At 69.1% G+C, this 25098-nt stretch carries 23 protein-coding genes and 2 pseudogenes; 13 read left to right on the top strand and 12 right to left on the bottom strand.

Going from position 1 to position 25098, the window contains the following annotated elements; all coding sequences use genetic code 11:
* Positions 1 to 40 precede the first annotated feature (40 nt).
* The gene (locus ACWC21_RS21520; protein ID WP_450884130.1) at positions 41 to 1252 is read right to left on the bottom strand and encodes a pyridoxal phosphate-dependent aminotransferase; all 1212 of its coding nucleotides are present in this window, start codon (positions 1250 to 1252) and stop codon (positions 41 to 43) included.
* Positions 1253 to 1391: 139 nt separating this feature from the next.
* On the opposite strand from ACWC21_RS21520, the gene ACWC21_RS21515 reads away from it, so the two are divergent.
* Both ACWC21_RS21515 and ACWC21_RS21510 read left to right on the top strand, forming a co-directional pair.
* Entirely contained in the window at positions 1392 to 2072 is a 681-nt protein-coding gene (locus ACWC21_RS21515) for a hypothetical protein (protein WP_450884128.1), read from the top strand.
* Between the two features lie 154 nt (positions 2073 to 2226).
* Positions 2227 to 3129 (top strand): S1 family peptidase, encoded by a 903-nt coding sequence (locus tag ACWC21_RS21510; RefSeq protein ID WP_450884126.1) that lies wholly within the window; start codon positions 2227 to 2229, stop codon positions 3127 to 3129.
* 22 nt (positions 3130 to 3151) lie between these two features.
* On the opposite strand, the gene ACWC21_RS21505 is transcribed toward ACWC21_RS21510, so the two are convergent.
* Positions 3152 to 4765, bottom strand: a complete 1614-nt coding sequence (locus ACWC21_RS21505) for an N-acyl-D-amino-acid deacylase family protein (RefSeq protein WP_450884124.1) — start codon at positions 4763 to 4765, stop codon at positions 3152 to 3154.
* Positions 4766 to 4774: 9 nt separating this feature from the next.
* Entirely contained in the window at positions 4775 to 6046 is a 1272-nt protein-coding gene (locus ACWC21_RS21500) for an amino acid deaminase (RefSeq protein WP_450884122.1), read from the bottom strand.
* Between the two features lie 131 nt (positions 6047 to 6177).
* Here ACWC21_RS21500 and ACWC21_RS21495 point away from each other — a divergent pair, with 131 nt between their 5' ends.
* The 5 genes from ACWC21_RS21495 to ACWC21_RS21475 all read left to right on the top strand — a co-directional run bounded on the left by ACWC21_RS21495 (position 6178) and on the right by ACWC21_RS21475 (position 10596).
* Positions 6178 to 7224: a sugar kinase gene (locus tag ACWC21_RS21495; RefSeq protein ID WP_450884120.1), complete on the top strand. Its 1047-nt coding sequence runs from the start codon at positions 6178 to 6180 to the stop codon at positions 7222 to 7224.
* Positions 7221 to 7982: an IclR family transcriptional regulator gene (locus tag ACWC21_RS21490; RefSeq protein ID WP_450884118.1), complete on the top strand. Its 762-nt coding sequence runs from the start codon at positions 7221 to 7223 to the stop codon at positions 7980 to 7982. Before ACWC21_RS21495 ends, ACWC21_RS21490 begins: the two co-directional genes overlap by 4 nt.
* Positions 7979 to 8389: a RidA family protein gene (locus tag ACWC21_RS21485; RefSeq protein WP_450884116.1), complete on the top strand. Its 411-nt coding sequence runs from the start codon at positions 7979 to 7981 to the stop codon at positions 8387 to 8389. The genes ACWC21_RS21490 and ACWC21_RS21485 overlap by 4 nt, the downstream gene beginning before the upstream one ends.
* 118 nt (positions 8390 to 8507) lie before the next feature.
* Entirely contained in the window at positions 8508 to 9983 is a 1476-nt protein-coding gene (locus ACWC21_RS21480) for a GntP family permease (protein ID WP_450884114.1), read from the top strand.
* 127 nt (positions 9984 to 10110) lie between these two features.
* A complete protein-coding gene (locus ACWC21_RS21475; RefSeq protein ID WP_450884112.1) occupies positions 10111 to 10596 on the top strand; it encodes a hypothetical protein in 486 nt (161 codons plus the stop codon).
* 18 nt (positions 10597 to 10614) lie between these two features.
* Here ACWC21_RS21475 and ACWC21_RS21470 read toward each other — a convergent pair whose 3' ends face one another.
* Positions 10615 to 11958 (bottom strand): M14 family metallopeptidase, encoded by a 1344-nt coding sequence (locus ACWC21_RS21470; RefSeq protein WP_450884110.1) that lies wholly within the window; start codon positions 11956 to 11958, stop codon positions 10615 to 10617.
* Between the two features lie 290 nt (positions 11959 to 12248).
* Here ACWC21_RS21470 and ACWC21_RS21465 point away from each other — a divergent pair, with 290 nt between their 5' ends.
* The 4 genes from ACWC21_RS21465 to ACWC21_RS21450 all read left to right on the top strand — a co-directional run bounded on the left by ACWC21_RS21465 (position 12249) and on the right by ACWC21_RS21450 (position 13991).
* Entirely contained in the window at positions 12249 to 12575 is a 327-nt protein-coding gene (locus ACWC21_RS21465) for a PadR family transcriptional regulator (RefSeq protein WP_389149526.1), read from the top strand.
* Positions 12572 to 12928: a DUF1048 domain-containing protein gene (locus ACWC21_RS21460; protein ID WP_450884108.1), complete on the top strand. Its 357-nt coding sequence runs from the start codon at positions 12572 to 12574 to the stop codon at positions 12926 to 12928. The genes ACWC21_RS21465 and ACWC21_RS21460 overlap by 4 nt, the downstream gene beginning before the upstream one ends.
* A gap of 1 nt (position 12929) precedes the next feature.
* Complete coding sequence (locus ACWC21_RS21455) at positions 12930 to 13256, top strand: DUF1048 domain-containing protein (protein WP_450884106.1); 327 nt, start codon at positions 12930 to 12932, stop codon at positions 13254 to 13256.
* Between the two features lie 234 nt (positions 13257 to 13490).
* Positions 13491 to 13991 (top strand): CbrC family protein, encoded by a 501-nt coding sequence (locus ACWC21_RS21450; protein ID WP_450884104.1) that lies wholly within the window; start codon positions 13491 to 13493, stop codon positions 13989 to 13991.
* Positions 13992 to 14108: 117 nt separating this feature from the next.
* Here ACWC21_RS21450 and ACWC21_RS21445 read toward each other — a convergent pair whose 3' ends face one another.
* Entirely contained in the window at positions 14109 to 15812 is a 1704-nt protein-coding gene (locus ACWC21_RS21445) for a chitinase (RefSeq protein ID WP_450884102.1), read from the bottom strand.
* A 159-nt stretch (positions 15813 to 15971) separates the two neighbouring features.
* A complete protein-coding gene (locus ACWC21_RS21440) occupies positions 15972 to 16601 on the bottom strand; it encodes a hypothetical protein (RefSeq protein ID WP_450884100.1) in 630 nt (209 codons plus the stop codon).
* Between the two features lie 18 nt (positions 16602 to 16619).
* Here ACWC21_RS21440 and ACWC21_RS21435 point away from each other — a divergent pair.
* Positions 16620 to 16697, top strand: a pseudogene (locus ACWC21_RS21435) (transposase); the annotation flags it as partial.
* 31 nt (positions 16698 to 16728) lie between these two features.
* Here ACWC21_RS21435 and ACWC21_RS21430 read toward each other — a convergent pair.
* Complete coding sequence (locus ACWC21_RS21430; RefSeq protein ID WP_450884098.1) at positions 16729 to 17601, bottom strand: SDR family oxidoreductase; 873 nt, start codon at positions 17599 to 17601, stop codon at positions 16729 to 16731.
* Positions 17602 to 17745: 144 nt separating this feature from the next.
* Between ACWC21_RS21430 and ACWC21_RS21425 the strand changes: the two genes are divergently transcribed.
* Entirely contained in the window at positions 17746 to 18150 is a 405-nt protein-coding gene (locus ACWC21_RS21425) for a winged helix-turn-helix transcriptional regulator (RefSeq protein ID WP_450884096.1), read from the top strand.
* A gap of 246 nt (positions 18151 to 18396) precedes the next feature.
* Here ACWC21_RS21425 and ACWC21_RS21420 read toward each other — a convergent pair whose 3' ends face one another.
* From ACWC21_RS21420 to ACWC21_RS21400, 5 genes and pseudogenes are all read right to left on the bottom strand, one after another.
* Positions 18397 to 18816 (bottom strand): contact-dependent growth inhibition system immunity protein, encoded by a 420-nt coding sequence (locus ACWC21_RS21420; RefSeq protein WP_450884094.1) that lies wholly within the window; start codon positions 18814 to 18816, stop codon positions 18397 to 18399.
* A gap of 125 nt (positions 18817 to 18941) precedes the next feature.
* Complete coding sequence (locus ACWC21_RS21415) at positions 18942 to 19466, bottom strand: hypothetical protein (RefSeq protein WP_450884092.1); 525 nt, start codon at positions 19464 to 19466, stop codon at positions 18942 to 18944.
* A gap of 80 nt (positions 19467 to 19546) precedes the next feature.
* Positions 19547 to 19948 (bottom strand): hypothetical protein, encoded by a 402-nt coding sequence (locus tag ACWC21_RS21410; protein ID WP_450884090.1) that lies wholly within the window; start codon positions 19946 to 19948, stop codon positions 19547 to 19549.
* 42 nt (positions 19949 to 19990) lie between these two features.
* A complete protein-coding gene (locus ACWC21_RS21405; RefSeq protein ID WP_450884088.1) occupies positions 19991 to 24733 on the bottom strand; it encodes a putative T7SS-secreted protein in 4743 nt (1580 codons plus the stop codon).
* Positions 24733 to 25098 (bottom strand): annotated as a pseudogene (locus tag ACWC21_RS21400) (hypothetical protein); the annotation flags it as partial. The pseudogene ACWC21_RS21400 and the gene ACWC21_RS21405, both read right to left, overlap by 1 nt.

Genomic DNA, 25098 nt, shown 5'->3' with positions numbered 1-25098 from the left:
CCTGTGCTCTGACAGGAAGCCATCCTAGCTTAGATTTCGTCTAAAGTTGGCTGTAGCCATCGAGAAAGGTGCCGATCCGCGTGACCGCGTCCCGCAGATCGCCCACCGACGGCAGCGTCACCACCCGGAAGTGGTCCGGCTCGGGCCAGTTGAAGCCGGTGCCCTGGACCACCATGATCTTCTCCTGGCGCAGCAGGTCCAGGACCATCCGCCGGTCGTCCTTGATCTTGAAGACCTGCGGGTCCAGGCGTGGGAAGAGGTACAGCGCCCCCTTCGGCCGCACGCAGGTCACGCCCGGGATCTGGGTGAGCAGCTCGTAGGCGACGTCCACCTGCTCCTTCAGCCGCCCGCCCGGCAGCACCAGGTCCTTGATCGACTGGCGTCCGCTGAGCGCGGCCACGACCCCGTGCTGCCCCGGCATGTTCGCGCACAGGCGCATGTTGGCCAGGATCGTCAGGCCCTCGATGTAGGAGTCGGCGTGCGCGCGCGGGCCGGAGATCGACATCCATCCCACCCGGTAGCCGGCCACCCGGTAGGCCTTCGACATGCCGTTGAAGGTGAGGGTCATCAGGTCCGGGGCGATCGCCGCGGTCGGCGTGTGCGTCGCACCGTCGTAGAGGATCTTGTCGTAGATCTCGTCGGAGCAGACCAGCAGGTTGTGGCGGCGGGCGATGTCGGTCAGCCCGCGCAGCACCGTCTCGTCGTACACCGCGCCCGTCGGGTTGTTCGGGTTGATGATGACGATCGCCTTGGTGCGGTCGCTGACCTTGCGCTCCACATCGGCGAGGTCGGGCATCCAGTCGGACTGCTCGTCGCAGCGGTAGTGGACCGCCGTACCGCCGGACAGGGAGACGGCCGCCGTCCACAGGGGGTAGTCGGGCGCCGGGACGAGGACCTCGTCGCCGTCGTCGAGCAGCCCCTGCATCGCCATCACGATCAGCTCGGAGACACCGTTGCCGATGAAGACGTGCTCGACGTCCGTCTCGATGCCGATGGTCTGGTTGTGCATGACGACCGCGCGGCGGGCGGCCAGCAGCCCCTTGGCGTCGCCGTAGCCGTGGGCCGTGGAGACGTTGCGGAGGACGTCCTCGAGGATCTCGGGCGGGCACTCGAAGCCGAAGGCGGCGGGATTGCCGGTGTTCAGCTTCAGGATGCGGTGCCCTGCCGCCTCCAGCCGCATCGCCTCCTCGAGCACCGGGCCCCGGATCTCGTAACAGACATTGGCGAGCTTGGTCGACTGGATCACCTGCATGTCAGGGAGCTTACGGCCCGGTAACGGGTGCCGGGTCGTGTTTTCCGACACGTGAGACGGGCGTTTTGGTCTGTTATCTGCGATGGCTGCCCCAGCAGCCCCACAGGTCCCTGTGGCCCCGGCACTAGAATCGCGGGCCATGTCGAGCACTGCCCAGCCGCAGCCGGACGGCGAGCCGCCGCCGCCGAACGTGTACCACCCGTCGGCCGCTCCGGCTCCGGCGTACGAGGGGTACGCCGATCCCGCAGCCGCCCACGGCTGGCAGAACGCCTACGACGAGACGCGCGAGCTGCCGGTGGCCGTCGGCGGGGATCCGCCCGGCGCCGGACGGGCCGTACGGCACCGCGCCGCCGGGCGGGGGGCACGGAGGCGGTCGGGCGGCCGGCGCGGGCGCCGTGCGGCGGTCGCCGTCGGAGCGGTGGGCGTCGCGTCGCTCGCCGCCGTGATCGCGGGACTGGCGGTCTCGGGGTCGCCGGACGCGCCGCAGGGGCGGCACGGGCGTACGGCGTCGACGGCGGGAGGTGACGCGTCGGTGCCCGGGCGGTCGGTGTCCCCGTCCGGGTCCTCCGGTGACCCGACGGCGGGCACGCTCAAGGCCGTGGAGCCGGCCGCCGCCGGGGCGGGCGGTACGGCGTCCGAGGGCGGCCTCCCGGACGGCGCGGCGCGGTCCGCGAGCCCCGCCGTCACCTCCGCCGCGTCTGCCGGTGTCACGCCGACCGCTCCGGCCACCGCGACACCGACCGCGTCCCGGACGACGGCGGAGTCCGGCCCCGGTAACTCCCGAGGACACGGCAGGGGGAACACCAAGGGTCCCAAGTAGTCGCGTTTCGTGGTGGGTTGACCCTCGCGCGGCGAGCGGTGCATTGTCGGCGGCTTATTGCCGTCACCCCTCCTTGAACATAACAATGCGCATGACAAGACGGCAGGCGGCCGGAAGATTTCCGGTCGCTCACGTCTGCAGAGGGGACCCCCACATGAACAAGCCTCTCCTTGCCGCGCTCGCGACCCTGGTGATCACCGGGGCGGGCATGGCACCGGCGGCAGCCGCCACGGCGGCCGAGGGCGCCACCGCGGCCAAGACGACCGCGGCCAAGACGACCGCGGCCAGGACGACCGCGACGAAGAGCGCGGCGCCCTCGGTCAAGGCCGTCAACTTCGCCGGCACGGTGTCGCTCAGCAACTGCTCCGGCTCGGTCGTCCGCTTCCCGAAGTCCGCGGACAGCGACCCGGCGCTGGTGATGACGAACGGCCACTGCCTGGAGACCGGCTTCCCGGACCCCGGCGAGGTGATCGTCGGCCAGTCGTCCAGCCGCACCTTCGGTCTGCTCAACTCCTCGGCCACCCGGGTCGGGACGCTGCGCGCCAGCAAGGTCGTGTACTCGACGATGACCGACACCGACGTGACGCTCTACCAGCTCACCACCACGTACGCGCAGATCAAGAGCTCGTACGGGATCAGCGCGCTGACGCTCCAGGACACCCACCCGACGGCCGGCACCGCCATCACCGTCGTCTCCGGCTACTGGAAGAGGACGTACGCCTGCAACGTGGACGGCTTCGTCTACCGCCTGAAGGAGGGCGACTGGACCTGGAAGGACTCGGTCCGCTACACCTCCGCCTGCCAGACCATCGGCGGCACCTCGGGCTCCCCGGTCATCGACAACGCCACCGGCAAGGTCGTCGCCGTCAACAACACCGGCAACGAGGACGGCGAGCGCTGCACCGAGAACAACCCCTGCGAGGTCGACGCGAACGGCAACGTGACCGTCCGCAAGAACATCAACTACGCCGAGGAGACCTACAACATCCCGGCCTGCTTCACCACCGGCAACAAGCTGGACCTCACCCTGAGCGGCTGCACCCTGCCCAAGCCGTGACAGGGGCATGACGGGCGGGCGGTCAGCACGGAGGAGTCCGGCGGACCGCCCGGCCGGCCAGCACGTCCGTCCGCCGGCCGTCCTCGATCACGAACCGCCCGTCGACCAGGACGTACGGAATGCCGACGGGCAGTGTGCGCGGCTGCTCGAACGTGGCCCTCGCCGCGACCGTCGCCGGGTCGAACAGCACCAGGTCGGCGCGGTACCCCTCACGGACGAGCCCCCGGTCCGGCAGGCGCAGCCGGGCCGCGGGCCGCGCGGTGAGGTGGTGGACGCACTCCTCGAGCGACAGCACGCCCAACTCGCGTACGTAGTGCCCGAGGTAGTGCGGGAAGGTGCCGTACGCCCGCGGATGCGGCTTGGCGCCCTGCAGGATGCCGTCCGAGCCACCGGTGTGCGTACGGTGCCGCATGATCGCCCGGACGTTCTCCTCGTGCCCGACGTGCTGCAGGATCGTCGAGCCCAGCCGGTCCTCGACCAGCAGCCGCCGGGCCGTGGTCCAGGGCTCCTCGCCGTGCAGCCGGGCGGACTCCAGCACCGTACGGCCGACGTGGTCGGCGAGGGCCGGGTCGCTCACACCGGAGATCTCGACGGTGTCCCACTCGACGGGCACGCCGTGGCAGCCGTCCGAGCCGGTGACCTCCAGGTCGTGCCGGATCCGCTCGGCCGTCGTCCCGTCCGCGAGCCGCGCGAGGACCGCCTCCGGGCCGCCCGCGCTCGCCCAGCCCGGCAGCAGCGCGGCCAGGGTCGTGCAGCCGGGCGTGTAGGGGTAGGTGTCGAGGCTGATGTCGGCCCCGGCGGCGAGCGCGTCGTCCAGGAGGGCCAGCAGATCGGCCGCGCGGCCCTTGTTCACGCCGAAGTTCATGGTCGCGTGGGCCAGGTGCAGCGGGCAGCCCGCCTTCCGGGTCAGCTCCACCATCTCCGCGTACGCCTCGAGCGCGCCCGCCCCGTACGAGCGGTGGTGCGGGCAGTAGTAGCCGCCGTACGACCCCACCACCCGGCACAGCTCGGTCAGTTCGGCGTCGTCGGCGTACATGCCGGGCGTGTACGTGAGCCCCGACGACATGCCGACGGCGCCCTGCTCCATCCCCTGGGCGACCAGCTCCCGCATCCGGACGATCTCCTCCGCCGTCGCCGGGCGGTCCTCCCAGCCGACGACCAGCGCGCGGACGGTGCCCTGGGGGATCAGGTAGGCGGCGTTGACGGCGATGCCCCGGTCCAGCCGGTCCAGGTACCCGCCCACCGACCGCCAGTCGAAGTCGATGTCGTCGCCGTACCCGTTCCAGCCGGTGATGGCCCGGCGCACCCCGTCGAGCGTGCGGTCGTCGACCGGCGCGTACGACAGTCCGTCCTGGCCGACGACCTCCAGGGTCACGCCCTGCGCGGCCTTCGCGCCGTGGTCGGGGTCGCGCAGCAGGGCGAGGTCGCTGTGGGCGTGCATGTCGATGAAACCGGGAGAGAGGACCAGGCCCTCCGCGTCCAGTTCCCGCATCGCGCGCGGGCGCTGGCAGCCCGCCGCCGCGGCCTCCTTGACGACGGCGGTGATCCTGCCGTCGTCGATCACCACGTCCGCGCGGTACGACGGCTCACCGCTGCCGTCCACGACGTCCACGTCCCGGATGACGAGGTCTTCCACGCCGGCCTCCTAGAACAACGTGCGGATGTAGTCGACGACCGTGCCGTCCGCCTCGGCCACCGGGATCAGCGGCCACTTGTCGAAGGACGTGCACGGGTGGGACAGCCCCATGCCCACCCAGTCCCCGACCCGCAGATCCGCCTCGGGGCTGGTGCCGAGCCAGGCGTGCTGGTCGGACAGGGCGGTGACCGTGACACCCGTGGCCGGCCGTTCGGCACCGTCCCGGCGGACCACCTGCGCGAACGGCAGGTCGAGGTCGTACGCCGCGTCCCGCTTGCCCGCGTTCACGAAGGCCTGCTCCGCCGAGGGCCGGGACACCACCTGCGCCCACAGCCGGAACGCGGGCTCCAGGCCACCCTCCTCGGGCACCCGGTTGAAGGGGGTCAGCCTGCGGTAGTGCCCGTCGTCGTGCGAGACGTACGCACCCGAGCGCAGCAACTTCAGCACCGGCAGGGACAGTTCCGGGATACCGGCGAAGACGTCGGCCACCGCGTCGAACCAGGCGCTGCCGCCGGCGCTCACCACGATCTCGTCGAGACCGGCCGCCGCGAACCGCCCCGCCTTGTCGAAGTCGGCGGCCAGCGCGACCAGTCGCCGCAACCAGTCCGTCACCCGCTGCGGATCGGCCCGGGGCACCTCGCCCTCGTAACCGGCCACCCCGGCCAGCCGCAGCGTGGGTACGGCGGCCACCGCGTCCGCGACCGCCGCGCACTCCGCCTCCGTACGCACCCCGGTCCGGGCACCCTCCCCGGCGGCCAGCTCGACCACCACGTCCACCGGGCGGACGGCCCCCGCCAGCGCCGCGTCCATCAGCTCCACCCCGCGCACCGAGTCGACGTAGCAGACGAACCGGAAGGACGGGTCGGCGGCCAGCTCGGCGGCGACCCAGCGCAGGGCAGCCGCGTCCACCAGCTCGTTGGCGAGGAACACCCGCTGCACCCCGAACGCCCGCGCCACCCGCACCTGGTGCGGCACCGCGAGCGTGATGCCCCACGCCCCGTGCTCGATCTGCCGCCGGAACAGCTGCGGCGCCATGGACGTCTTGCCGTGCGGCGCGAACGCCAGGCCGTGGCGGGCCGCGTACTCCTCCATCAGCTCCAGGTTGTGCGCCAGGCGTTCGGCGGACAGGGCGAGGACCGGGGTCGTGAAGCCGCCGGTGAAGAGGTTGCGGCGCTGGGCGGCCAGCTCGCCGACGGTGAGGCCGTCGGCGTCCGGCGGGAGGCCCTTGAAGCGGTGGTCGACGCGCTCCTCGGCCAGTCGGGCGAGCGCTTCGATGCTCATAAGGCCTCCTGAAATGGGATGTTGCATTCTGTGCAACATTCGTTGCGCATGTCGCTCACCGCTGTCTAACATCTCGGCCACGCCGGGTCAACGGCGTCCGCCCCCACCCGGACCGAGGAGCTACGACGATCGTGACCACCACCGGATCCCGCAAGGCCCCCGACGTCGTGGACGTCGTCGCGCTCGGCGAGTCCATGGTCACCTTCCTGCCCACCCGGCCCGGCCGCCTCGCCGACGTACCCTCCTTCGACCGCGCGATCGGCGGCGCCGAGTCCAACGTGGCCTGCGTACTGGCGTCCGCCGGCCACTCCGTACGGTGGGTCGGCCGGGTCGGCGCGGACGGCTTCGGCGACCATCTGATCGAGACGATCGGCGGCTACGGCGTCGACGTCACCGCCGTACGCCGCGACGAGGCCCGGCCCACCGGCGTCTACTTCCGCACCGCCGGGGACCGCGGCACCGACGCCCACGAGGTGGCGTACTACCGGGCCGGCTCGGCGGCCTCCGCCATGTCGGCGGACACCGTGGACCTGGCCGCGGTGCGCGCCGGGCGCGTACTCCACCTGACCGGGATCACCCCGGCACTCTCCCCCGAGTGCCTGGCCCTCACCCGCGAGCTCACCGCCCCCCACCCCGGCCGCCCGCTCGTCTCCTTCGACGTCAACCACCGGCCCGGACTGTGGCGCGACCCGGACGGACCCCGCGTGCTGCTGGAACTGGCCCGGGCCGCGGACATCGTCTTCGTCGGGCAGGACGAGGCCGAGGAACTGTGGGGCCTCGGGGAAAGCCCTTCCGCCCTCCGCGCCGCGCTCCCCGAACCCGAGGTCCTGGTGGTCAAGCAGGGCGCCCACGGGGCGACGGCCCTGCACCCGGGCGGCGCCGTCTTCGTCCCGTCCCTCGACGTCGACGTCGTGGCCACGACCGGCGCCGGGGACGCCTTCGCCGCCGGCTACCTCTCCGCCACCCTGCGCGGACTCCCCGTTCCCGACCGGCTCCGGCACGGCCACCTGATGGCCGCCGCCGCCCTCGCCGTCCCCGGCGACCTCGCCACCCCTCCCTCCCGCGACCACGCCGACCGGCTGACCGCCCTCGACGAGGAGGCATGGGGGAGACTTCGACTCGGCCCCGGCTGGACACACGCCGCCCACCGGGCCGACGAGGAGGTACGCACACCATGAGCCAGACCGTCGACCGCGCGCTGAGCATCCTGCCGCTGCTCGCCGAGGGCCCCGCCGACCTCGGCCGGGTCGCCGACCGCCTCGGCGTCCACAAGTCCACGGCCATGCGGCTCCTGCGCACCCTCCACGAACACGGCCTCGTCTACCGCCAGTCCGACCAGCGCTACCGCCTCGGCGCCCGCCTCTTCGCCCTCGCCCAGGAAGCGATGGAGAACCTCGACATCCGCGAGATCGCCCACCCCCACCTGACCCGGCTGAACGAGGCCTGCGGGCACACCGTCCACCTCGCCGTGTACGAGGAGGGCGAGGTCCTCTACATCGACAAGGTGGACAGCCGCTACCCGGTACGCATGTACTCCCGGATCGGCAAGCCCGTGGCCATCACCGTCGCGGCCGTCGCGAAACTCCTCCTCGCCGACCTCCCGGAACCCGAGCGCCGCGCCCTCGCCGACAAGCTCGAATACCCCATGTACACGTCCCGTTCGACCCCCAACCCCACCGCCTTCCTGAAGGAGTTGGAGAAAACGCGCGAACAGGGCTGGGCCACCGACCTCGGCGGCCACGAGGAGTCCATCAACTGCGTCGCCGCACCGATCCGGGGCGCCGACGGCCGGGTGGTCGCCGCGATGTCGGTCTCCGCACCCAACGTCGTCGTCACCGCCGACGAACTCCTCACCCTGCTCCCGCTGGTGCGCCGTACGGCGGACGCGATCAGCGGCGAGTACTCAGGCAGGACCCCGATCAAGGAAGCCACATGACCGACAAGATCGCGCTCACTCCCAGGACCCACACCACCCCGCCCGCGAAGTTCTCCCACGGAGTCAGGAAGGGCAACATCCTCCAGGTCGCCGGCCAGGTCGGCTTCCTCCCGGCCGAGGAGGGCAAGCCGCCGACGCCCGCCGGCCCCACCCTGCGCGAGCAGACCCTCCAGACCCTCGCCAACGTCAAGGCGATCCTCGAGGAGGGCGGCGCCGGCTGGGACGACGCGATGATGATCCGCGTCTACCTCACGGACACCGCCCACTTCGCCGAGATGAACGAGATCTACAACACCTACTTCGAGGAGCAGGGCCTCACCCAGCCGCCCGCCGCGCGCACCACGGTCTACGTCGGCCTTCCCGCCGGGCTCCTCATCGAGATCGACGCGCTCGCCGTACTCGGCTGACGCCCGCCGACTCCCGCAACCCGCACGCCGCCACGGCACGGCGCCCCACCACCCCCACGGGCGCCGCGCCGCGATGCCCCCTGCCCGAAAGCTCCATGACCTCAACCAGAGGACCCCCATGTCCCACCCGCTCGCCGCGGCCACCCCCACCACCCCGCCCCACACCGGAGGCCTGCTCCTCCTCGTCGACGGCACCACCGGCCTGCTCCTGGTGGCCGCCCTCGGAATAGCCCTCCTGCTGTTCCTGATCATCAAGGTGAGACTGCAGCCGTTCGTCGCCCTGCTCGCCGTCTCCATAGCCGTCGGCCTGCTCTCCGGGCTGTCGGTCACCGAACTCTTCGGCACCGTCCAGCGCTCGGACGCCGTCTCCACCATCGAGTCCGGAATGGGCGGCATCCTCGGCCACGTCGCCATCATCATCGGCCTCGGCACCATGCTCGGCGCGATCCTCGAAGTCAGCGGCGGCGCCGAGGTACTGGCCTCCCGGCTGCTCAACCTCTTCGGCGAACGGCGCGCCCCCCTCGCCATGGGCCTGACCGGCCTGATCTTCGGCATCCCCGTCTTCTTCGACGTGGGCATCTTCGTCCTTGCACCGATCGTGTACGCGGCCGCCAAGCGAGGCGGGAAGTCGATCCTCCTCTACTGCCTCCCGCTGCTCGCCGGCCTGTCCATGACCCACGCCTTCCTGCCGCCGCACCCCGGCCCGGTGGCCGCCGCGGGACTGCTGCACGTCCAGCTGGGCTGGATCATCCTCATGGGCGTCGTCTGCGGCATCCCCGCCGTGCTCGCCGCCTGGGCCTTCTCCGCCTGGATCGGCAACCGCATCTTCGTCGCCGTACCGCAGGACATGGTCGAGGCGGCCGACGAGGCCAAGCGCGAGGTGGCCGAGGAGCAGCGCCGCGCCGGCGTCGAACCGCGCGAGGACCCCGTACCCCTCGGCACCGTCCTCGGCATCATCGGCACCCCGCTGATCCTCATCCTCGCCGCCACCTTCTCCTCCGTCGCCCTCGACCCCTCGACCGGCCGCTCGGTCCTGGAGTTCTTCGGCCACCCCTTCGTCGCCCTCACCATCGCCCTGCTGCTCGCCTACTACCTCCTCGGCATCCGGCGCGGCTGGTCCCGCAAGTCCCTGGAGGCGGTGTCGACCGCCTCGCTGAAGCCGGTCGGCAACATCCTGCTGGTGGTCGGCGCGGGCGGCGTCTTCGGCGCGGTCCTCAAGGCCAGCGGCGTCGCCCAGGCCCTGTCGGACACCTTCCACGACGTCGGCCTGCCCGTGCTCGTCCTGTCCTACCTGATCTCCGTCGTCCTGCGGGTCGCCCAGGGCTCGGCCACGGTCGCGATCGTGACGACGGCGGGCATCGTCGCGCCCCTGCTGTCCGAGGGCGACCACTCCCAGCCCTTCGTCGCCCTGGTCATCATGGCCATCTCCGCGGGCTCCATCTTCGCCTCCCACGTCAACGACGGCGGCTTCTGGATGGTCGCCAAGTACTTCGGCATCAGCGAGCGGGACACGCTCAAGACGTGGACGGTGCTGGAGACGGTGCTGTCGGTGGTGGGGTTCGCGGTGGCGGGGGTGTTGAGCGTGTTCGTGTAGCCGGGCGGACCGGCTCGGGCCGCACCGGACGGCCCGTCGGTCATGAGGGGGGCGCGGGAACGGGGCGAACCCGGGTGAATGGCGGGCTGGCTGGTCCCGGCACAGGTATGTCGTCCATACTGCCGCCGTGGAGCAGCGCATAGGTTCGAGCAAGCAGCCCCTGGAGGGCGCCGGATTCGACCCGGCCTTCATCCCCGGGATCACCCCGCCCGCGGCGGAGAAGCCGGAGGACGCCAAACCCGAGGAGGGGGAGGCGGCCACGGAGGAGTCCGTCGCCGAGACGGCCCCCGCCGCCCAGGTCGAGGAGCCGGAAGAAGACGCGGACGAGGCACCCGACGGCCCCGTCTTCGAGGCCGCCGACCGCCGCGCCAGAATCGTGGCCGACCACCGGGGTGTCCGCCTCAGCCTCGACGAGGAGGCCTGCGAGTTCCGCTGGGACGAGATCGGCGCGGTCGAGACGGAGACCCCCCGCTTCGGCAAGCGATACACCGTCACCGTGCACACCCCTGACCGCCGTTGGTACCCGATCGAGATCGAGGCCCCGGCCAGGAGCCGCTTCGCGGAGTGGGACGAGCAGCTGGACGCGGTGCTGGACGCCTACTTCGAGGAGTAGCCACCCGGCAGGCGGGCCCTAGCCGCAGTACTGGGCCTGCTTGCCGATGGACCGGTACATACAGTCCGCGTTCTCCAACAGCTGGAACACCGCGTCCTTGTTGCGTGAGGTCTCCCGCTCGATCACCTCGTCGGGCGGGTAGAACCCGCCGTCGAAACTGGACGTCGGGTACATCTCGAAGGTGTAGTCGAATATCTTCTGGGTGCCCCAGAGATAGTCGTCGATCGACCCGTCGGTGATGTACAGATCGCTGGACTGCTCCGCCGTGTAGCCGTTGCTGGCGGCCATCTTCTGCCCCACGGCCTTGAAGGCGGCGGCGTCGTCCGCCGTCATCCCGGTCGCCGTGTCGGAGTACGTGTACCCGAACGGCCACAACACCAGCTCGCTGTACGTGTGGAAGTCGATGCCCGCCTTGATCTGCTGCTTCCCGCCGACGACCCGCCCGCGCACGAAGTCGGCGACCACCTTCACCTCGGGCGCCGACTCGGCGGCGGCGCCCCGGTAGGTCTCGGACGAGGTGGACCCCGACGAGCCCCCGCAGCAGCCCCACTTGTAGTTCCAGTTCCGGTTGAGGTCGGTCCCGACGTACGACGAACCGGCGTTGGGCTGCCGGTTCTTACGCCAGGACCGGTACGACCCGGTCGCGATGTCGTACTCGCCGCCGTCCGGATTGAGATCCGGCACGATCCAGATCTCCCGGCTGTTCACGAGGTTCGTGGTGCGGGAGTCGCTCCCGTACCCGGCGCCGAGCTCGCGCAGCAGGTACAGCGCCATCTCCACGGTGAGGTGCTCGCGGGCGTGCTGATGGAAGGTCAGCAGCACCTCGGGCTCGTCCTCGTCCGTCCCGACGTTGTCGCTCACCTTGATGGCGACGATGTCCCGGCCCTGGTACGACTTGCCGATCACCCGCTTGCTCATGATGCCCGGGTAGGCGGCCAGCCGCTGGTCGATCTCCGTGTTCATCTCGGCGTAGTTGTGGTACTTCGAGTCGGCACTCGGGAAGTCGTACAGCCGCGCCCCGGACCGCTCCGGCGCCGCCCCCGACGGGCTGACGCTGTAACCGAGTCGGCGCAGCTCACGGATCTGGTCGGCCCGCCCGGAGACGACCACGGTCTCCTCATCGGCCTCGTCCACCGTGACGCCGGTGCGCTGGATGGCGGTACGGGTCACGGGCGTGGTGCTCTGGTGGATCTCGTACTGCCGGATGTCGTCCCGGGAGGGGGCGGCCTTCCGGACGCTGTCGGCGCTGGCATCGGTGGCCGCCGACCAGAGGGGAGCGGCGAGGGCGAGGGCCAGCAGCGCGCCGAGCCCGGCGACACGTCTGCTGCCGCGCGCGCCGGAGCCACGGGTGCGAAGTCGCATGAACTCTCCTTGGATCTCCAGGACTCCCGGGGTCGCCGGGATGTGGGGAATGGAGCTGGGAGCGGTGTGCCTCAGTGCGACGTGCGGGTGGGTGCGGGCCGGGGGCGGAGCCTGCTGTGAGTCCGCTGTGCCGGTCGGCGCTCCATCGTCCAGCGATGTCATGGTCAGTTCAAGAGGCAGTAAAAAGGGCCGACTGGAAAACGTCGGATCCCCCGACCGGTGCTACTCGGTGCTACCGTATAGCGGTACTCGGTACCACGTAGTACCGGCAGGGCTGAGGAGCACCCGCGATGGACGACCTGACGGAGATGTTGAAGGGCACGCTCGAGGGGTGCGTGCTCGAGATCATCGGCAACGAGGAAACCTACGGGTACGCCATCACCCGTCAGCTGAACGAGCTCGGCTTCACCGATGTCATCGAGGGCACGGTGTACACCATCCTGCTGCGGCTGGAGAGGAACGGGCTCGTCCAGGTGACCAAACGCCCCTCCGGGGTCGGCCCGCCGCGCAAGTTCTACGCGCTCAACGACGCGGGACGCGAAGAACTCGCGAAGTTCTGGGCCAAATGGCAGTACGTCTCATCACGCATCGACAGGCTCAAGAGGGGCGGGAGATGAACTTCTGGGAGAAGGTCACAGGCAGCGATCTCACCAGGGACTGGAAGAAGTTCGAAGCCCGGGCCGAGGCCCTGCCGGACGACTACCGGGCGGCGTGGGGACAGATCATCGCCCACCTCTTCCCCTACGGGGACTTCACCGGCCGCAACCTCATGCCGATCCTCGACGCCGCCCTGGGGCTGCTCGAAATGGCAGCGGCGGACGGGCAGAGCGTCCATGAGGTGCTCGGCGACGACATCCAGGGCTTCTGCACCGCGCTTGCCGGTGGAGAAGGGGCTCGGACCCATCGCGACCGGTGGCGCGAGCAGTTGAACAGGAACGTCGCAAGGAAACTGAGCCGGCTGGGAGACTGACGTGAGCATCCAGGACATCATCGAGGGCAAGAAGCAGTGGCGGGCGCACCTGGCTCGGGTCAAGGCCCTCCCGCCGGACTACCGGATCGTCTACAAGGAAATGCAGAAGTACCTGTTCAAGGTAGGACCGGTCAACCTGTCCGACGGGTCCCTGCTCCCCGGGATCGTCGACTTCTTCGAGGAGGGCGTCGCCGCGGGCAAGGGAGTCCTGGAACTCATCGGCACCGATGTGGCCGCGTTCTGCGACGACCTGGTCAAGGACTCGCCCACCTACGCGGAGGTCTACCAGGCATCCATCAGCGGGGAACCCGGCGCGGACGAGAAGTGACGCCCGCCGCCCCAAGCCGGCGGGCATGGCCCGCCCGAGCGGTTCGTTCGCCTCGGGACAGCGCGACCAAGCGCCGGCCGATCGGCCACCAGAAGCTGCCGCGGATCCTGTCCACGGAGGTGGTCGAGCTGGTCGGCGAGACACACCGCGCTTGATCAGGAACCTGGTCACGGACAGACTGCTCTCCATGGGACCAGTAGGCATGGCCACCAGTGCGCAGATCGGGAATCGGCGATGAGTGGCAGCCTGCCCTTCTTTCGCTATCACCCAGACCCCATCGCAAGTGGGTCCATCCGCGCGGCCGCCGAGACGTGCGCCTGCTGCAGGCGCACCACTGGCTGGATCTATACGGCCACCTTCTACACCGCACACGAAGTAGACGGACCTTTCTGCCCGTGGTGCATCGCAGACGGGAGCGCTGCTGAACACTTCGCGGGTGAATTCAGTGATTCCTACGGGCTCGCTGGTGTCAGCGAGGACGTCTTGCACGAGGTCACCCGCCGCACTCCTGGCTTCCATGCCTGGCAGGATCCGCACTGGCTCGTCCACTGCCAGGACGCGGCCGCCTTCGTGGGCGAAGTCGGGCACGCCGAGTTGGCGGCGCATCCCGAAGCCCTCGACCAGTTGCGGGCCGACATGCGCATGGGCGGTTGGCACGACGAGAACCGGCTTGGGCACTTCCTGACCCACCTGGGCGAGGGGGCAACCGCGATGCTCTTCCGCTGCACCGTCTGAGGCGCTCATCTCGCCTACGCAGACGCATCCTAGATGTCTCTTTGAGTAGTAGGAGGCGGGGTCGGGGCGGGCGCTACCAGTCGCCCGCCCCTCAGCTCACGGTGTCGTCACCACCCCTTACGGCAATCCGTGCACATGCGCCCCCACCGCGCTCGACCACGCGTTCCCCGACGCCGCGTCCCAGTTCGTGGACCACGTCATCGCGCCCCGCAGCCCGGGGTAGGTCCTGGGCGGCTTGAAGGAACCGCAGTTGGTGCCCCTGGCCAGGCAGTCCAGCGCGTTGTTCACGATCGACGGTGAGACGTACCCGCTGCCCGCCGCGCGGGACGAGGCCGGGAGGCCGAGCCCGACCTGGGACGGGGAGAGCCCGCCCTCCAGCTGGATACAGGCCAGAGCGGTCAGGAAGTCCACCGAACCCTGTGAGTACACCTTGCCGTCGCAACCCAGCATGGAACCGCTGTTGTAGTACTGCATGTTGACGACCGTGAGGATGTCCTTCACGTTCAGGGCGGTCCGGAAGTAGGCGTTCGACGTCGACTGCATGTCGATCGTCTGCGGTGCCATCGTGATGACGAGCGACGAGCCCGCCTTCGCCGACAGGGTGCGCAGCGCCTGGCTCATGTACGTCGCGTTGAGACCGTTCTCCAGATCGATGTCGACGCCGTCGAAGCCGTACGTCTGCATCAGGGAGTAGACGGAGTTGGCGAAGTTCGCCGCCGACGTTGGATCGCTCACCGACACCGTGCCGTTCTGGCCGCCCACCGAGACGATGACCTTCTTCCCGGCCCTCTGCTTGGCCCTGATGTCCGCCTTGAACTGGTCGACCGTGTAGCCGCCCAGCCCTGAGGAGTCGAGGTTGAAGGTCACGGCGCCCGGAGTCGACGTGGCGTCGGCGAAGGCCACGGCGATGATGTCGTAGGCGGACGGGACGTCGGAGAGCTTCTGGACGGTGGCCCCGTTGTTGAAGTTCTGCCAGTAGCCCGTCACGGCGTGCTTCGGCAGCGTGCCGCCGCCGTCGCCCCCGTTCGTGGCCGTCGTCGCCGTCACCGCCGCGGATTTCGCCGACTCGCCGGCCGAGTTGGTGGCCGTGACCTGGAAGGAGTAGGAGGTGGCGGCCGACAGGCCGGTCACCGTCGCGGACGTTCCCGACGCCGACGCGACCTTCGTACCGCCCCGGTAGACGGTGTAGCCGGTCGCGTTCGACACGGCCGACCAGGCCAGCGACACCGAGGAGGACGTCGTGCCCGTCACGCTCAGGCCGGTCGGCGCAGCCGGGACCGTCGGGGCCGGATCACCGCCCGAGCCGCCGTCGGGGCCGTACACCGAGACGTCGTCGGCGTAGTACGCGGCCTGGCCGTACCAGCCGTGCGTGTAGACGGTGACCGACGTCGTGGACGGGCCCGTCGTGAACGACGTCGACAGCTGCTTCCAGGAAGTGGTGTCCGGGGTCCAGGTCGAGACGTCCGTCGTGCCCGTGCCCGTCACACCCAGGTACGCGTAACCGCCCTGCACCCACGCGCCCAGGGTGTACGTGGAGTTCGGCTTCACCGCCACCGTCTGGGTGCACTGGGCGTTGTCCTGTCCGGCCGGCGTCGCCTTCAGCGCGGCCGTGCCGGCGTGTACCGGGGAGGCGACCGTCGTACCGCTGCTCGCGGAGCAGGTCCAGTTGGCCAGGCCGGACTCGAAACCGGCGTTCCGGACATTGTTCACGTCCGCCGCGGAGGCGGGGGCGGCGGCGAGGCCCGCGGCGGAGAGGGCCAGGGCGACGGTGACGCAGGCGCCCAAGCGGTTGCGTCGGCTGGGTCTTCTGTGGGGAGGCATGCGTTCAAGTTGGTCCAGACCAATTGGGAGTGTCAATAGGTCCAGACCAAAACGGCCGTCAGTGGGCCCGAGTGTGAGACGGCCTGAGAGCTGCACCGGGTTCTCCGGGTACCTGCCTGTCCCTGGCCGGTCATGGCGCCTGGCCTGCCCCGTCTTCCGCTATGGACGTGGCGTGTTGCGCGGCCATGGCGCGCCGAGGTGTTCCGACGCGGCGGCCCGGAACGCCTCCATCAGAGCGCCCCCCGGATACTCCCCGAACACCGGGTACTTCCAGCGGTAAGAGCACGACCAGTAGCTCACCACTCGTCGCTCCGTCCGCGCGAAGAAGACCGGGTTCCGCGTGATGAACTCCCCGTAGAGCCTGCGCTGGGCCGAGCCTGGGACAGCGAGGCCGGCAAGCCCCTGCCGGATCACGTCGAGGATCTCCAACACGTACTCGCCGGCCAGCTGCACCACGAACGGGGCCACCCACGGCTGCGTCGATTCCAGGACATATTCCAGATGGCGCTGGCGGACTCGGCCATCGCTGTGCCGGGAGTACAGGCAATGCAGAATCACCTGGCGGGTTCCGGTGAGGAGCCGTTCCGAGCCGACGCTCGGCTCCTCGTTGTAGATGCGCGAGGGGATGACGACGGTCTCGCCCTGCACCTCGACCTCGAAGGGCCTCATCGGCGCGAGCCTCGCGTCCGGTACCACCGCCAGGACGCGCTGAACGTCACCGGCAAGGCGGTTCGGAAACGCTGCGAGCAGGACATCGGCGGCGTTCGACCGTTCCCGAGGCAACTGCACAACATGAGGCTAACGCGCCTACGGCACATCCAGTACCGCAGCGAACTCATAGACGGCTGCCTCGCCGAAACCGGCCTGACAATCAGACCCACCTGAGCAATCCGGCCACATCGCGAGTTCGAACTCATCAATGCAGGGCGGCGACCGCGAGTGCCTCGGCCAGGGGCACGGGCGGGCGGCCGATCAGGCGGCGCAAGTCGCCGGAGTCGGTGTACATTTCGCCGCGGTTCATGCCGCGGTCAGCGTCAGCGAGGACCTCCGCCAGCTCGGCGGGTAGGCCCGCGGCGGCCAGTACCTGGGCGAATTCGGTCACCGGGAGGTCAGCGTAGGTGACCTGCTTTCGGGCCGAAGCGGAGATCGCGGCGGCGAGCTCGGTCAGGGTGAAGGATTCGTCGCCGCCGAGCTCGTACACGGCGCCGGTGTGGCCTTCAGTGGTGAGGACGACCGCTGCCGCCTCGGCGTAGTCGGCGCGGGACGCGGCGCTGATCCGCCCCTCGCCCGCGGCGCCGGCGACCGCGCCGTTCTGCAGGATCTGCGGCAGTTGGCTGGTGTAGTTCTCCAGGTACCAGCCGTTGCGCAGCAGCACGCTGGGGATTCCGCGGTCCCGCAGATACTCCTCGGTCTCGCGGTGCGTGGCACCGATGACGGTGGTGGCCGTGTCCGCGTGCGTCGTGCTCGTGTACGCCACCAGCGACACGCCTGCGGACGCCGCGGCGTCGATCACGCGGCGGTGGTTGGCGAACCGCTCGCCCACGGGGACCGAGGCCGAGATCAGCAGCAGCCTGTCCGCCCCCGCGAATGCCTGGGCCAGGCCGTCGGTGTCCGCGAAGTCGGCGCGGCGTACCGTGATGCCTCGGTCGGCCAGGTCCTTGATCCTGGCGATGTCCCGGCCGGTCGCGATGATCTCCGCGGCCGGGATCCCGCGCCGTAGCAGTGCCTCGACGGTGAGCCTGCCCAGCTGGCCGGTGGCCCCGGTGACGACGATCGGCATGATGGTCATTCCTTCCTTCCGCGCGTACCTCACACACCTGCCGCGGTCCGTCCGTGGCGGGATGGAACACAGGATGACCTGGACACTCTCTATTGGGGAGTAGCCACTCGTTGGTACGGTACTTACCCGACCGATAGCATTGAGGTGAGGCCTATGGCTGCTGCCGAGAACGTGACCGGGCCCACGCCGTCATTCGATCCGTACGAGCGCGGCTGTCCGTCGCGGGACCTGCTCGACCAGATCGGCAGCAAGTGGGCGGTCCTCGTGCTGGGCGAACTCGGCCGGAACGGGACCTCCCGGTTCGGCCAGCTCCGGCAGGCGCTGGCAGGCGTGAGCGAGAAGATGCTCACCCAGACGCTGCGCACCCTCGAACGCGACGGGCTGGTCAGCCGGACCGTCTATCCAGAGGTGCCGCCGCATGTGGAGTATGAGCTGACCGCGCTCGGCCAGACGCTGCGGGAACCGCTGAAGGCGCTCACGGAGTGGTCCGTGCTGCACATCGAAGAAGTCATCACCGCCCGCGCAGAGTACGACGACCGCACTGAGCGCACCCGGTGATCGGTGGCGGCCGGCGGTCTGGTCATAGACTGCTGCCTCGCCGAGACCGGCCCGACGATCAGACTCACCTGAGCAACCCGGCGACACCAATGAAGTCGTCCCACGCCCCTTGCTTGGACCAGTGCCTGCTCGAACGCCGACGGTGGTGTCCACACAGTCGGTGCGGGAGGCGGGGAACTGGCAGGCGGCGGACCGAAGGGCGGTGAGGTCTGCGATGGCTCGTGGCTCATGCCGCGGATCGCTCTCTCACAGCAGGTCGGACAACGCCGTGCGGAATTCATCCACTTCCTGCTGGATGTAGGGAGACAAGTCGGTCAGCATGGCGATGGTCTCGTTCAAGTGGCGAGCCCACTCGGCCGAGGATCTCCACACCGGCTCCTTTCTCGTGAGCACCGCCGACAGAAGATCGTCGTCGTACCAACCGGTGGCTGCTTCGTCCGGAGCGGTCTCCCTCAGGAAGTCCAGGGCCACCGGAAGCAGCCACCGAAGCCCGATGTCCTGCCCGATCAACCGGCGCAGATCCTCTGCCGACAGATCTTTGACAGGACGCTTCCTCAGTTCATGCACGCCGCGGACCAGGGACGTGCTGTCCCCTGGCGGGGGCGGCCATCTGACCTCCTCCAGGTCCTCGATCGATTTTTCTCTGTCCACGAAATCCGAAAGCAAGACAGTTCTTCCAGGACGCCACATTCGAGCTCGCTTCCCGGCCTCAGTCACCTGGCCACGTCGGCGCCGCCGTCATCAACACCGCTCCCGCCTCAATCACTACCGACGCCGCAGTCACCGCCAAATCAGTTCGTACGTGCGGCGAGAACCTCCACGGCGTCGTCTCTGGAGAGCTCCAGCAGCGCTTCCTCGGAGTATCCCTGGATTTGGTCGACATAAGGCAGAACACCTGGGCGGCGCGTGCAGAAGGTGACGTGCGAAGTCAGGATGCCGTCCGATAAGCCGCCCTCCGAAAGGGAAACGTACCCCAGGACAGCGTGCTCGCTTTCCGCAGGGACGCACTGCAGGACCATACATGCGTAGGCGATTGAGCGCCGCAGAAGTTGGTCTTGTCTTTCCGGGCCGGCGGGAAGATGATAATCCATCATGGCACGCCCGTTCACCGTTGCTTCGAAGTGAACAATGTCCTGGAATTCTTTGACCGCAGGCCCATGATAGCCGCCCAGCAACACGGAAAGCAGATAGGCGTCATTCGCATCCACGGTCCAGCCTTCTGCCGCGATCGCACGATACGCGGAAGGAACGTCGTCCGGCCGAACCGAAGGCAAGTCGAGGCCAACAAGGGCGAGCATCCTGTGGTTCATTCTCATCGTCAATCTTCTCCCTGAACCCTGAACCCTGAACCCTGAACTGGGGCTGGGTAAGGGATTCTGCGGTTTCTGCCCTCGGCTCAAGGTGTGTCAGCGTTCTTGGGGTGAAGCCCTTCCGGAATCGGGATCTGTTGGAGATGCAGGATGATTAGGTTGAAGTCCGAAAGTGCCTTGCGGCAGAAGTCCTGATCTTGTGTGTCGATGGAGTGGATGACGTCTGAGAAAGCAGGGTCTGCGAGCCCTTGGGCTTCGCGCAAAATCCGGCTTGGTAGCAGGACCCAATTTCTTCTTGTTGTGTCGAGTTCCCACTCGGTTTGAGTAGGAATTTCTCGCACGGCATCCGCGATGTACTGTGCGACACCTTCCTGGGGAGAAATAAAGCGCCACCCCATGTACGGCACTTGATGGTAGTCATAAATATCGTTGTACTCTTTGGGCAACTTGAACCAGGCGAGTTCTCCAAACCTGCTGAGGGCTTGCATTGCTTCCATACTTCGGGTGGGCATGAAATGTCCAATCCTGTCTCACCAGAGGGGGCCAGAATACCCGCCGTCTCCGACGATGAGCTTCTTGCCCGGGTTGGATAGGCGAATGGCCCGTTCGTAATCTCCGTATGTGATCGGATTTTTACTCATTGCGGGATCGTATACGTACCTTCCGTCGGTATAGACGTCGTGATAACGATATTCGGGCAGCCGGGCCCCCATTTTTTCAGGGATCGTAATTTCAGAGCTGTTGCGAATTGTGAAGTTTATCACCTTACCCTCTCCCCCTGTTTCGCGGAGGATGTATTCGGCGATTTCTGAGCAGTCGATATTTCCGCCGATCGGTGCGGACCTCATGGCGTTGGTTGCTGCTTCATGGGGAGGGAAGTTCGGATTCGACTCCCTGAAGTCGAACTGTCCTCTCGGTGCTTCCCCGTCAGGATAGTCAGGTGCGAGTCCAAGCGAATCGGAGTGCGTCTGAGGGTTGTAGACGTAGGTGGCGGGGTTGGGGGCGGGCGTCAATCCGAGGGGATCGGGGGTGAGGTACCGGGCCGCTTCAGGGTCGTAGTGGCGGAAATAGTTGTAGTGCAGGCCAGTCTCGGGGTCGTAGTACTGGCCCGGGAAGCGTAGGGGCGTGTACGCCGTGCTGTTGGCCGTCCACGCCGTCGTCCCCCACAGGGTGCTTCGGGTGCGCCAAGCGATGTCGCCCCCTTCGTCGATGAGTTCGTTGGGCGTGCCGATCAGGTCGGTGACGATGGCGAAGAAGCGGGAGTCGATCTCCTGCTGCGGGGCGTCGGCTGCGGTGATGCGTTCCGTTTGGGACAGCGGTCGTAGGCCCTGGTGGTCCCAGGTGAGGGTGACCGGGTTGGGGAGGTCGGGGGACGTGGTGGTCTGTTCGCAGAGGGTGGTGCCGTCCCAGGTGAAGACCACCCTCTCCAGAACCGTTTCGCCGTCCTCCGCCAGGCGGAGTTTCGCCGTGCGGCGGCCCAGGGGGTCGTAGGTGTAGCGCCACCGGGTGCCGTCGGGGGTCACCACCGAGGTCAGGCGGTCCTCGGCGTCCCATTCGTAGCGCCAGGTGTCCGGCTTGCGGGAGAGGCGGGTCTTCTGGCGGAGGGTGACGCGGCCCAGCGCGTCGTGCTCGTAGCGGACGCTGCCGGCCCGGGTTATGCGGGTGCCCTCGTAGGAGCGCGGTCCCGTCGCCTCGCTGCCCGGGTGGCCCGGCGGCCAGGACGCCTGGGTCTGGTTGCCTGCCTCGTCGTAGGCGTACCGCTCCGTCCACCCGGCCGCGTGGACCGCCGTCACCCGGCCCGTCGCGTCCAGGTCGAAGCGGCGGGAGCCGGACAGGTGGTCGTCTATGCCGGTCAGGTTGCCGTCGGCGCGGTACGTGTACGTCCGGTGCTGGACGGTGCGGCCCTCGGCTCCGGTCACGGATTGGGTGGTCAGGCGGCCCAGGACGTCGAAGGTGTGCCGCAGCGCGATCGTTCCGCCGAGGTGGCGGGTCAGCTCGCGGCCCGCCTCGTCGTACGTGAAGTCGATCGCCCTGCCCGACGCCACCATGCCCGTGCGGCGCCCGCAGGCGTCGTACGACCATGTCGTCTTCGCCCCCGTCGGCGTCTTGCGGCCCGTCCGGCGGCCCAGCGCGTCGTACGTGTAAGTCAACGTCCGGCCGTTGACCGTCTCCGAGTGCAGGCGGCCATAGCGGTCGCGCAGCAGAGAGAGCGTCGTGCCGTCCGGGCCCGTCGCCTGCGCGAGCTGGTCGGTCAGGTCGTAGGCGTACGTCGTGATCCGGCCTGCCGCGTCCTTGCGGAGCATCTGGCCCAGCTCGTTGCGCTCGAAGGACACCGCCTCGCCGAGCGCGTTCCGCCGCCCGACAAGGCGACCGGCCGCGTCGTACTCGTACGTCAGCGTGCGGTCGTCGAAGTCCGTCTCCGTCACCAGGCGGCCGGCCGCGTCGTACACGTACGTCCACGTCAGACCCTGCGGGTTCGTGACCTCCGTCAGGCGCAGTTCCGTGTCGTGGGTGAACTCGTAGCGGACGCCGTCCGGGCCCGTCCGTGCCGCCAGCAGGTCGAAATGGGTGTACTCGTAGCGGGAGACGCCGCCCAGAGGGTCGGTGTGGCTCGTGCAGTTGCCCTCCCCGTCGTACGTCCACGTCTCCGTCGTGCCGTCGGGAGCTGTGCGGCGGGTCAGGTGGCCCTCGGGTGACCATTCCAGCCGGGTTGTCGCGCCGGTGGGGTCCGTGATCGCAATCGGGTGGCCGAGAGCGTCCCTTTCGTAGCGGGTCACCGCGCCCAGCGGGTCCGTCACCTCGACCGGCAGGCCCGCCAGGTCGCAGACGACCGTCGTCGTGTGGCCCAGCGGGTCGGTCACGGACCTCAGATGGCCCGCCTGCGTGTAGGTGAAGCGCGTCGTCCCGCCTGCCGGGTCCGTCACCGATGTGCGGTTGCCCCGTTCGTCGTACGTCTGGCGGATCACCGTGCCGTCGGGGTGCACCAGCTTCAATGGCAGGCCGAGGGCGTTGTGCTCCGCCCTCGACTCGCGGCCGTCGGGGCGAACCACCCGCCTGAGGTTGCCCGCGTCGTCGTACTCGAACGTCGTCGTGTGACCCAGCGGGTCCGTCGTGGAGAGCAGGCGGTTGTAACGGTCCCGGCGGTAACGGGTGGTAGCGCCCAGGGGGTCGGTCTCAGCGACCACCTGCCAGGCTTTGTTGACCAGGTAGCGGCGTGTGTGGCCTTCGCCCGTCGTCGCCGTAGTGGTCCGCAGGCCCGTCGTCGGGTCCGGGTCCTCGTACGTCAGGCGCAGGGCCATGTGGCCCGCCGCGCCGCCCTCCGCGACGCAGCGGTCCCGGTCGTCGTACTCGTAGGTGTAGCCGCGGTCGTTCGTGTCCGTCCAGGACGTGATCCGGCCCGCGTCGTCGTACGTGAAGCGTAAGGGGAGGCCTGAGGAGTTGATGACCTCCGTGAGGTTGCCGTCCGTGTAGGCGAAGCGTTTCAGCTCCTCGCCTGTGGTGGCCAGGTGGTACGCCGTGACGCGGCCCGACTCCGTGGTGATGCGGACACCCTGGCCGGCGCTCGTGAAGACGCCCAGCGGAGTGCCCTCCGCGTCGTACTCGAACGTGATCCAGTTGCCGTTGCGGTCGTCGATCTGTTCCAGGACTGCCAGTTCGGCGCCGCGGTCGGCGAAGTGCCAGGTTCGGTGGGTCCGGGGATCGGTGATCGTATAGCCGTCGGCCACGCGGTCCAGAGGCAGGCGGGGGCCGTGGCTCGCCAGGGTCGGGACGCCCGGTGCCGGATGCGGATACGACAGGAGCAGGCCGTCCTCCGTGACGAAGACGACCCCTTCCGCGTCGATCTCCAGGCGCTGGTCCAGGGTGGACGACCAGGATGGGCCGAACCAACGACCCAGGTGATAGCCGGACTCCACCCGCCGGGTGAGAACCAGGGGCAGCGCACCAGGGAGAACGACGTCCGTCTGCGGCAGGTACATCTTGCCGGTGGCGAGGTCGATCGGGTCGGTGCCCTTGCTCTCCACCGCTTCGCCCTCTCGGGAGGGCTGCTGAGGGTCCTCGTTCACACGGTCCCGCGCTGCGGTTCCGGCGGCGTCCTCCGTCCCCGCCCGTGCCTCCCGACGTGCCGCCGCTTCCGCCGCCTGGCGGGTCAGGCCCGCTTCCGCGGCGTCCCTGGCGAGGCCTGCTTCCATGCCGATGCCGTCGGTGCCGAGCAACTGCGGCAGGAGGCGTCCGCCGAACTCGGACGGGTCCTTGCGGAACTCGTCCAACATGGTCTTCGCGGCCCGGTCGGGGTGGGAGGCGGTGGAGGCCAGCCCGGAGAGCGTCATGCTGACGTTCTGCATGTAGGCGGCCGGGTGGGTCAGGTTGTAGGGGTCGGTGGGGTTCAGGCCGCGGGCGAAGTTCACCAGGCCGGCCGTGCCCTTGAGGGCACCACCGACGACGTGGGTGAGTTCGGTGTTGGCCGCCTGGAAACCATCGGTGAAGTCGTGGCCGAGGCGTTCCAGGGGAGGGGGCTCGGCGGGGGCGTGGGCGAGGGCGGCCTTGACCTTGCCCTGTGCTTCGGAGGCGGCGGTGTTGCGCTGTTTGCGGGCCTCGGCGAGTTTCTGGGCTGCGGCCTTGATGTCGGCCTTGCCCGGGTCGTGGAACGGCTCGGGTTTTGGGCCGGGGTCCTGGTTGGCCTTGATCTTGGCGTTGTAGGCGTCGACCTTCTTGTTGTAGGCATCCACGGCGTCCTTGGACGCCTGCACGCCCTTCTTGTAGAGCTCGACGGCCTCCTTGGCCTGGCCTTGCGCCCACTTGACGGTGTCCGCGTACGACTCCAGCGCCCCCGCCGCCGCGCCGCACGCCTCGGCCGCCTGCGCCCACTTGGCCGGGTGCACGCCGAACTTCTCGCGGAAGGCGTCACCGCCCTCGCCCTGCCAGCCGGAGGAGTCGACCTTCCGCAGCCCCGCACTCACCTTGTCGAAAGCACCGTTGAAGTCCTTCAGGTGTTTGGCGCTCTCGCGGATCTTGCCGGGATTGCCGTGGACGAGCTCGTTGGGCTCGTCCGTCTGGCCGAGTTGCTGCTCACCCGGGGTGGCGCCCAGGTCGGAGGCGATGTCGTCGCCCCAGTCCTCCACACTGTCGGCCCAGTCGTGCGCACCGACGTAGTCCAGGCCCTCGCCCACCTTGTCGGTGGCCCAGTCGACGCCCTCACCGAGCTTCTTCTTGCCCGCGTCGTAAAGGTCCTCAGCCCCGCCCAGCACCGAGTTGGTGATGTCCCCGAGCCCCATCAGCCCTCACCGCCCTGCTGCCCGGCGGCCCCGGCGGCCCCGGCGGCCCCGGCGGCCCCGGCAGCCTGGGCCCGGGCCTCGGGGGAGGGGCCGAAGGTGTCATCCAGGTACTGGTCGTACTCCTGGTCCGAGACACCGAACGCACTGTGCAGGTTCTCGGGGTTCAGGCCCATAGGCCCGGCGGTGCTGGAGGTCATCACGTCCCGGCCCGCGTCCTTCCAGCCCTGCTCACTGTTGGCCATCGCCTGGTCGAAGGAGGCCTTGCTGTAGTCCACGTCCCCGCCGAACGCACCCGACTTCGCGATGTCCCCCCAGCCCATCTTCTCCACCTCCTCCTCGGAGGCGTACGGATTGCCGATGGCCGC

It is taken from the genome of Streptomyces sp. NPDC001348 (assembly GCF_053597535.1).
Note: the sequence above shows the minus strand (reverse complement) of the source record. Positions and strands in the feature narration are given on the sequence as shown.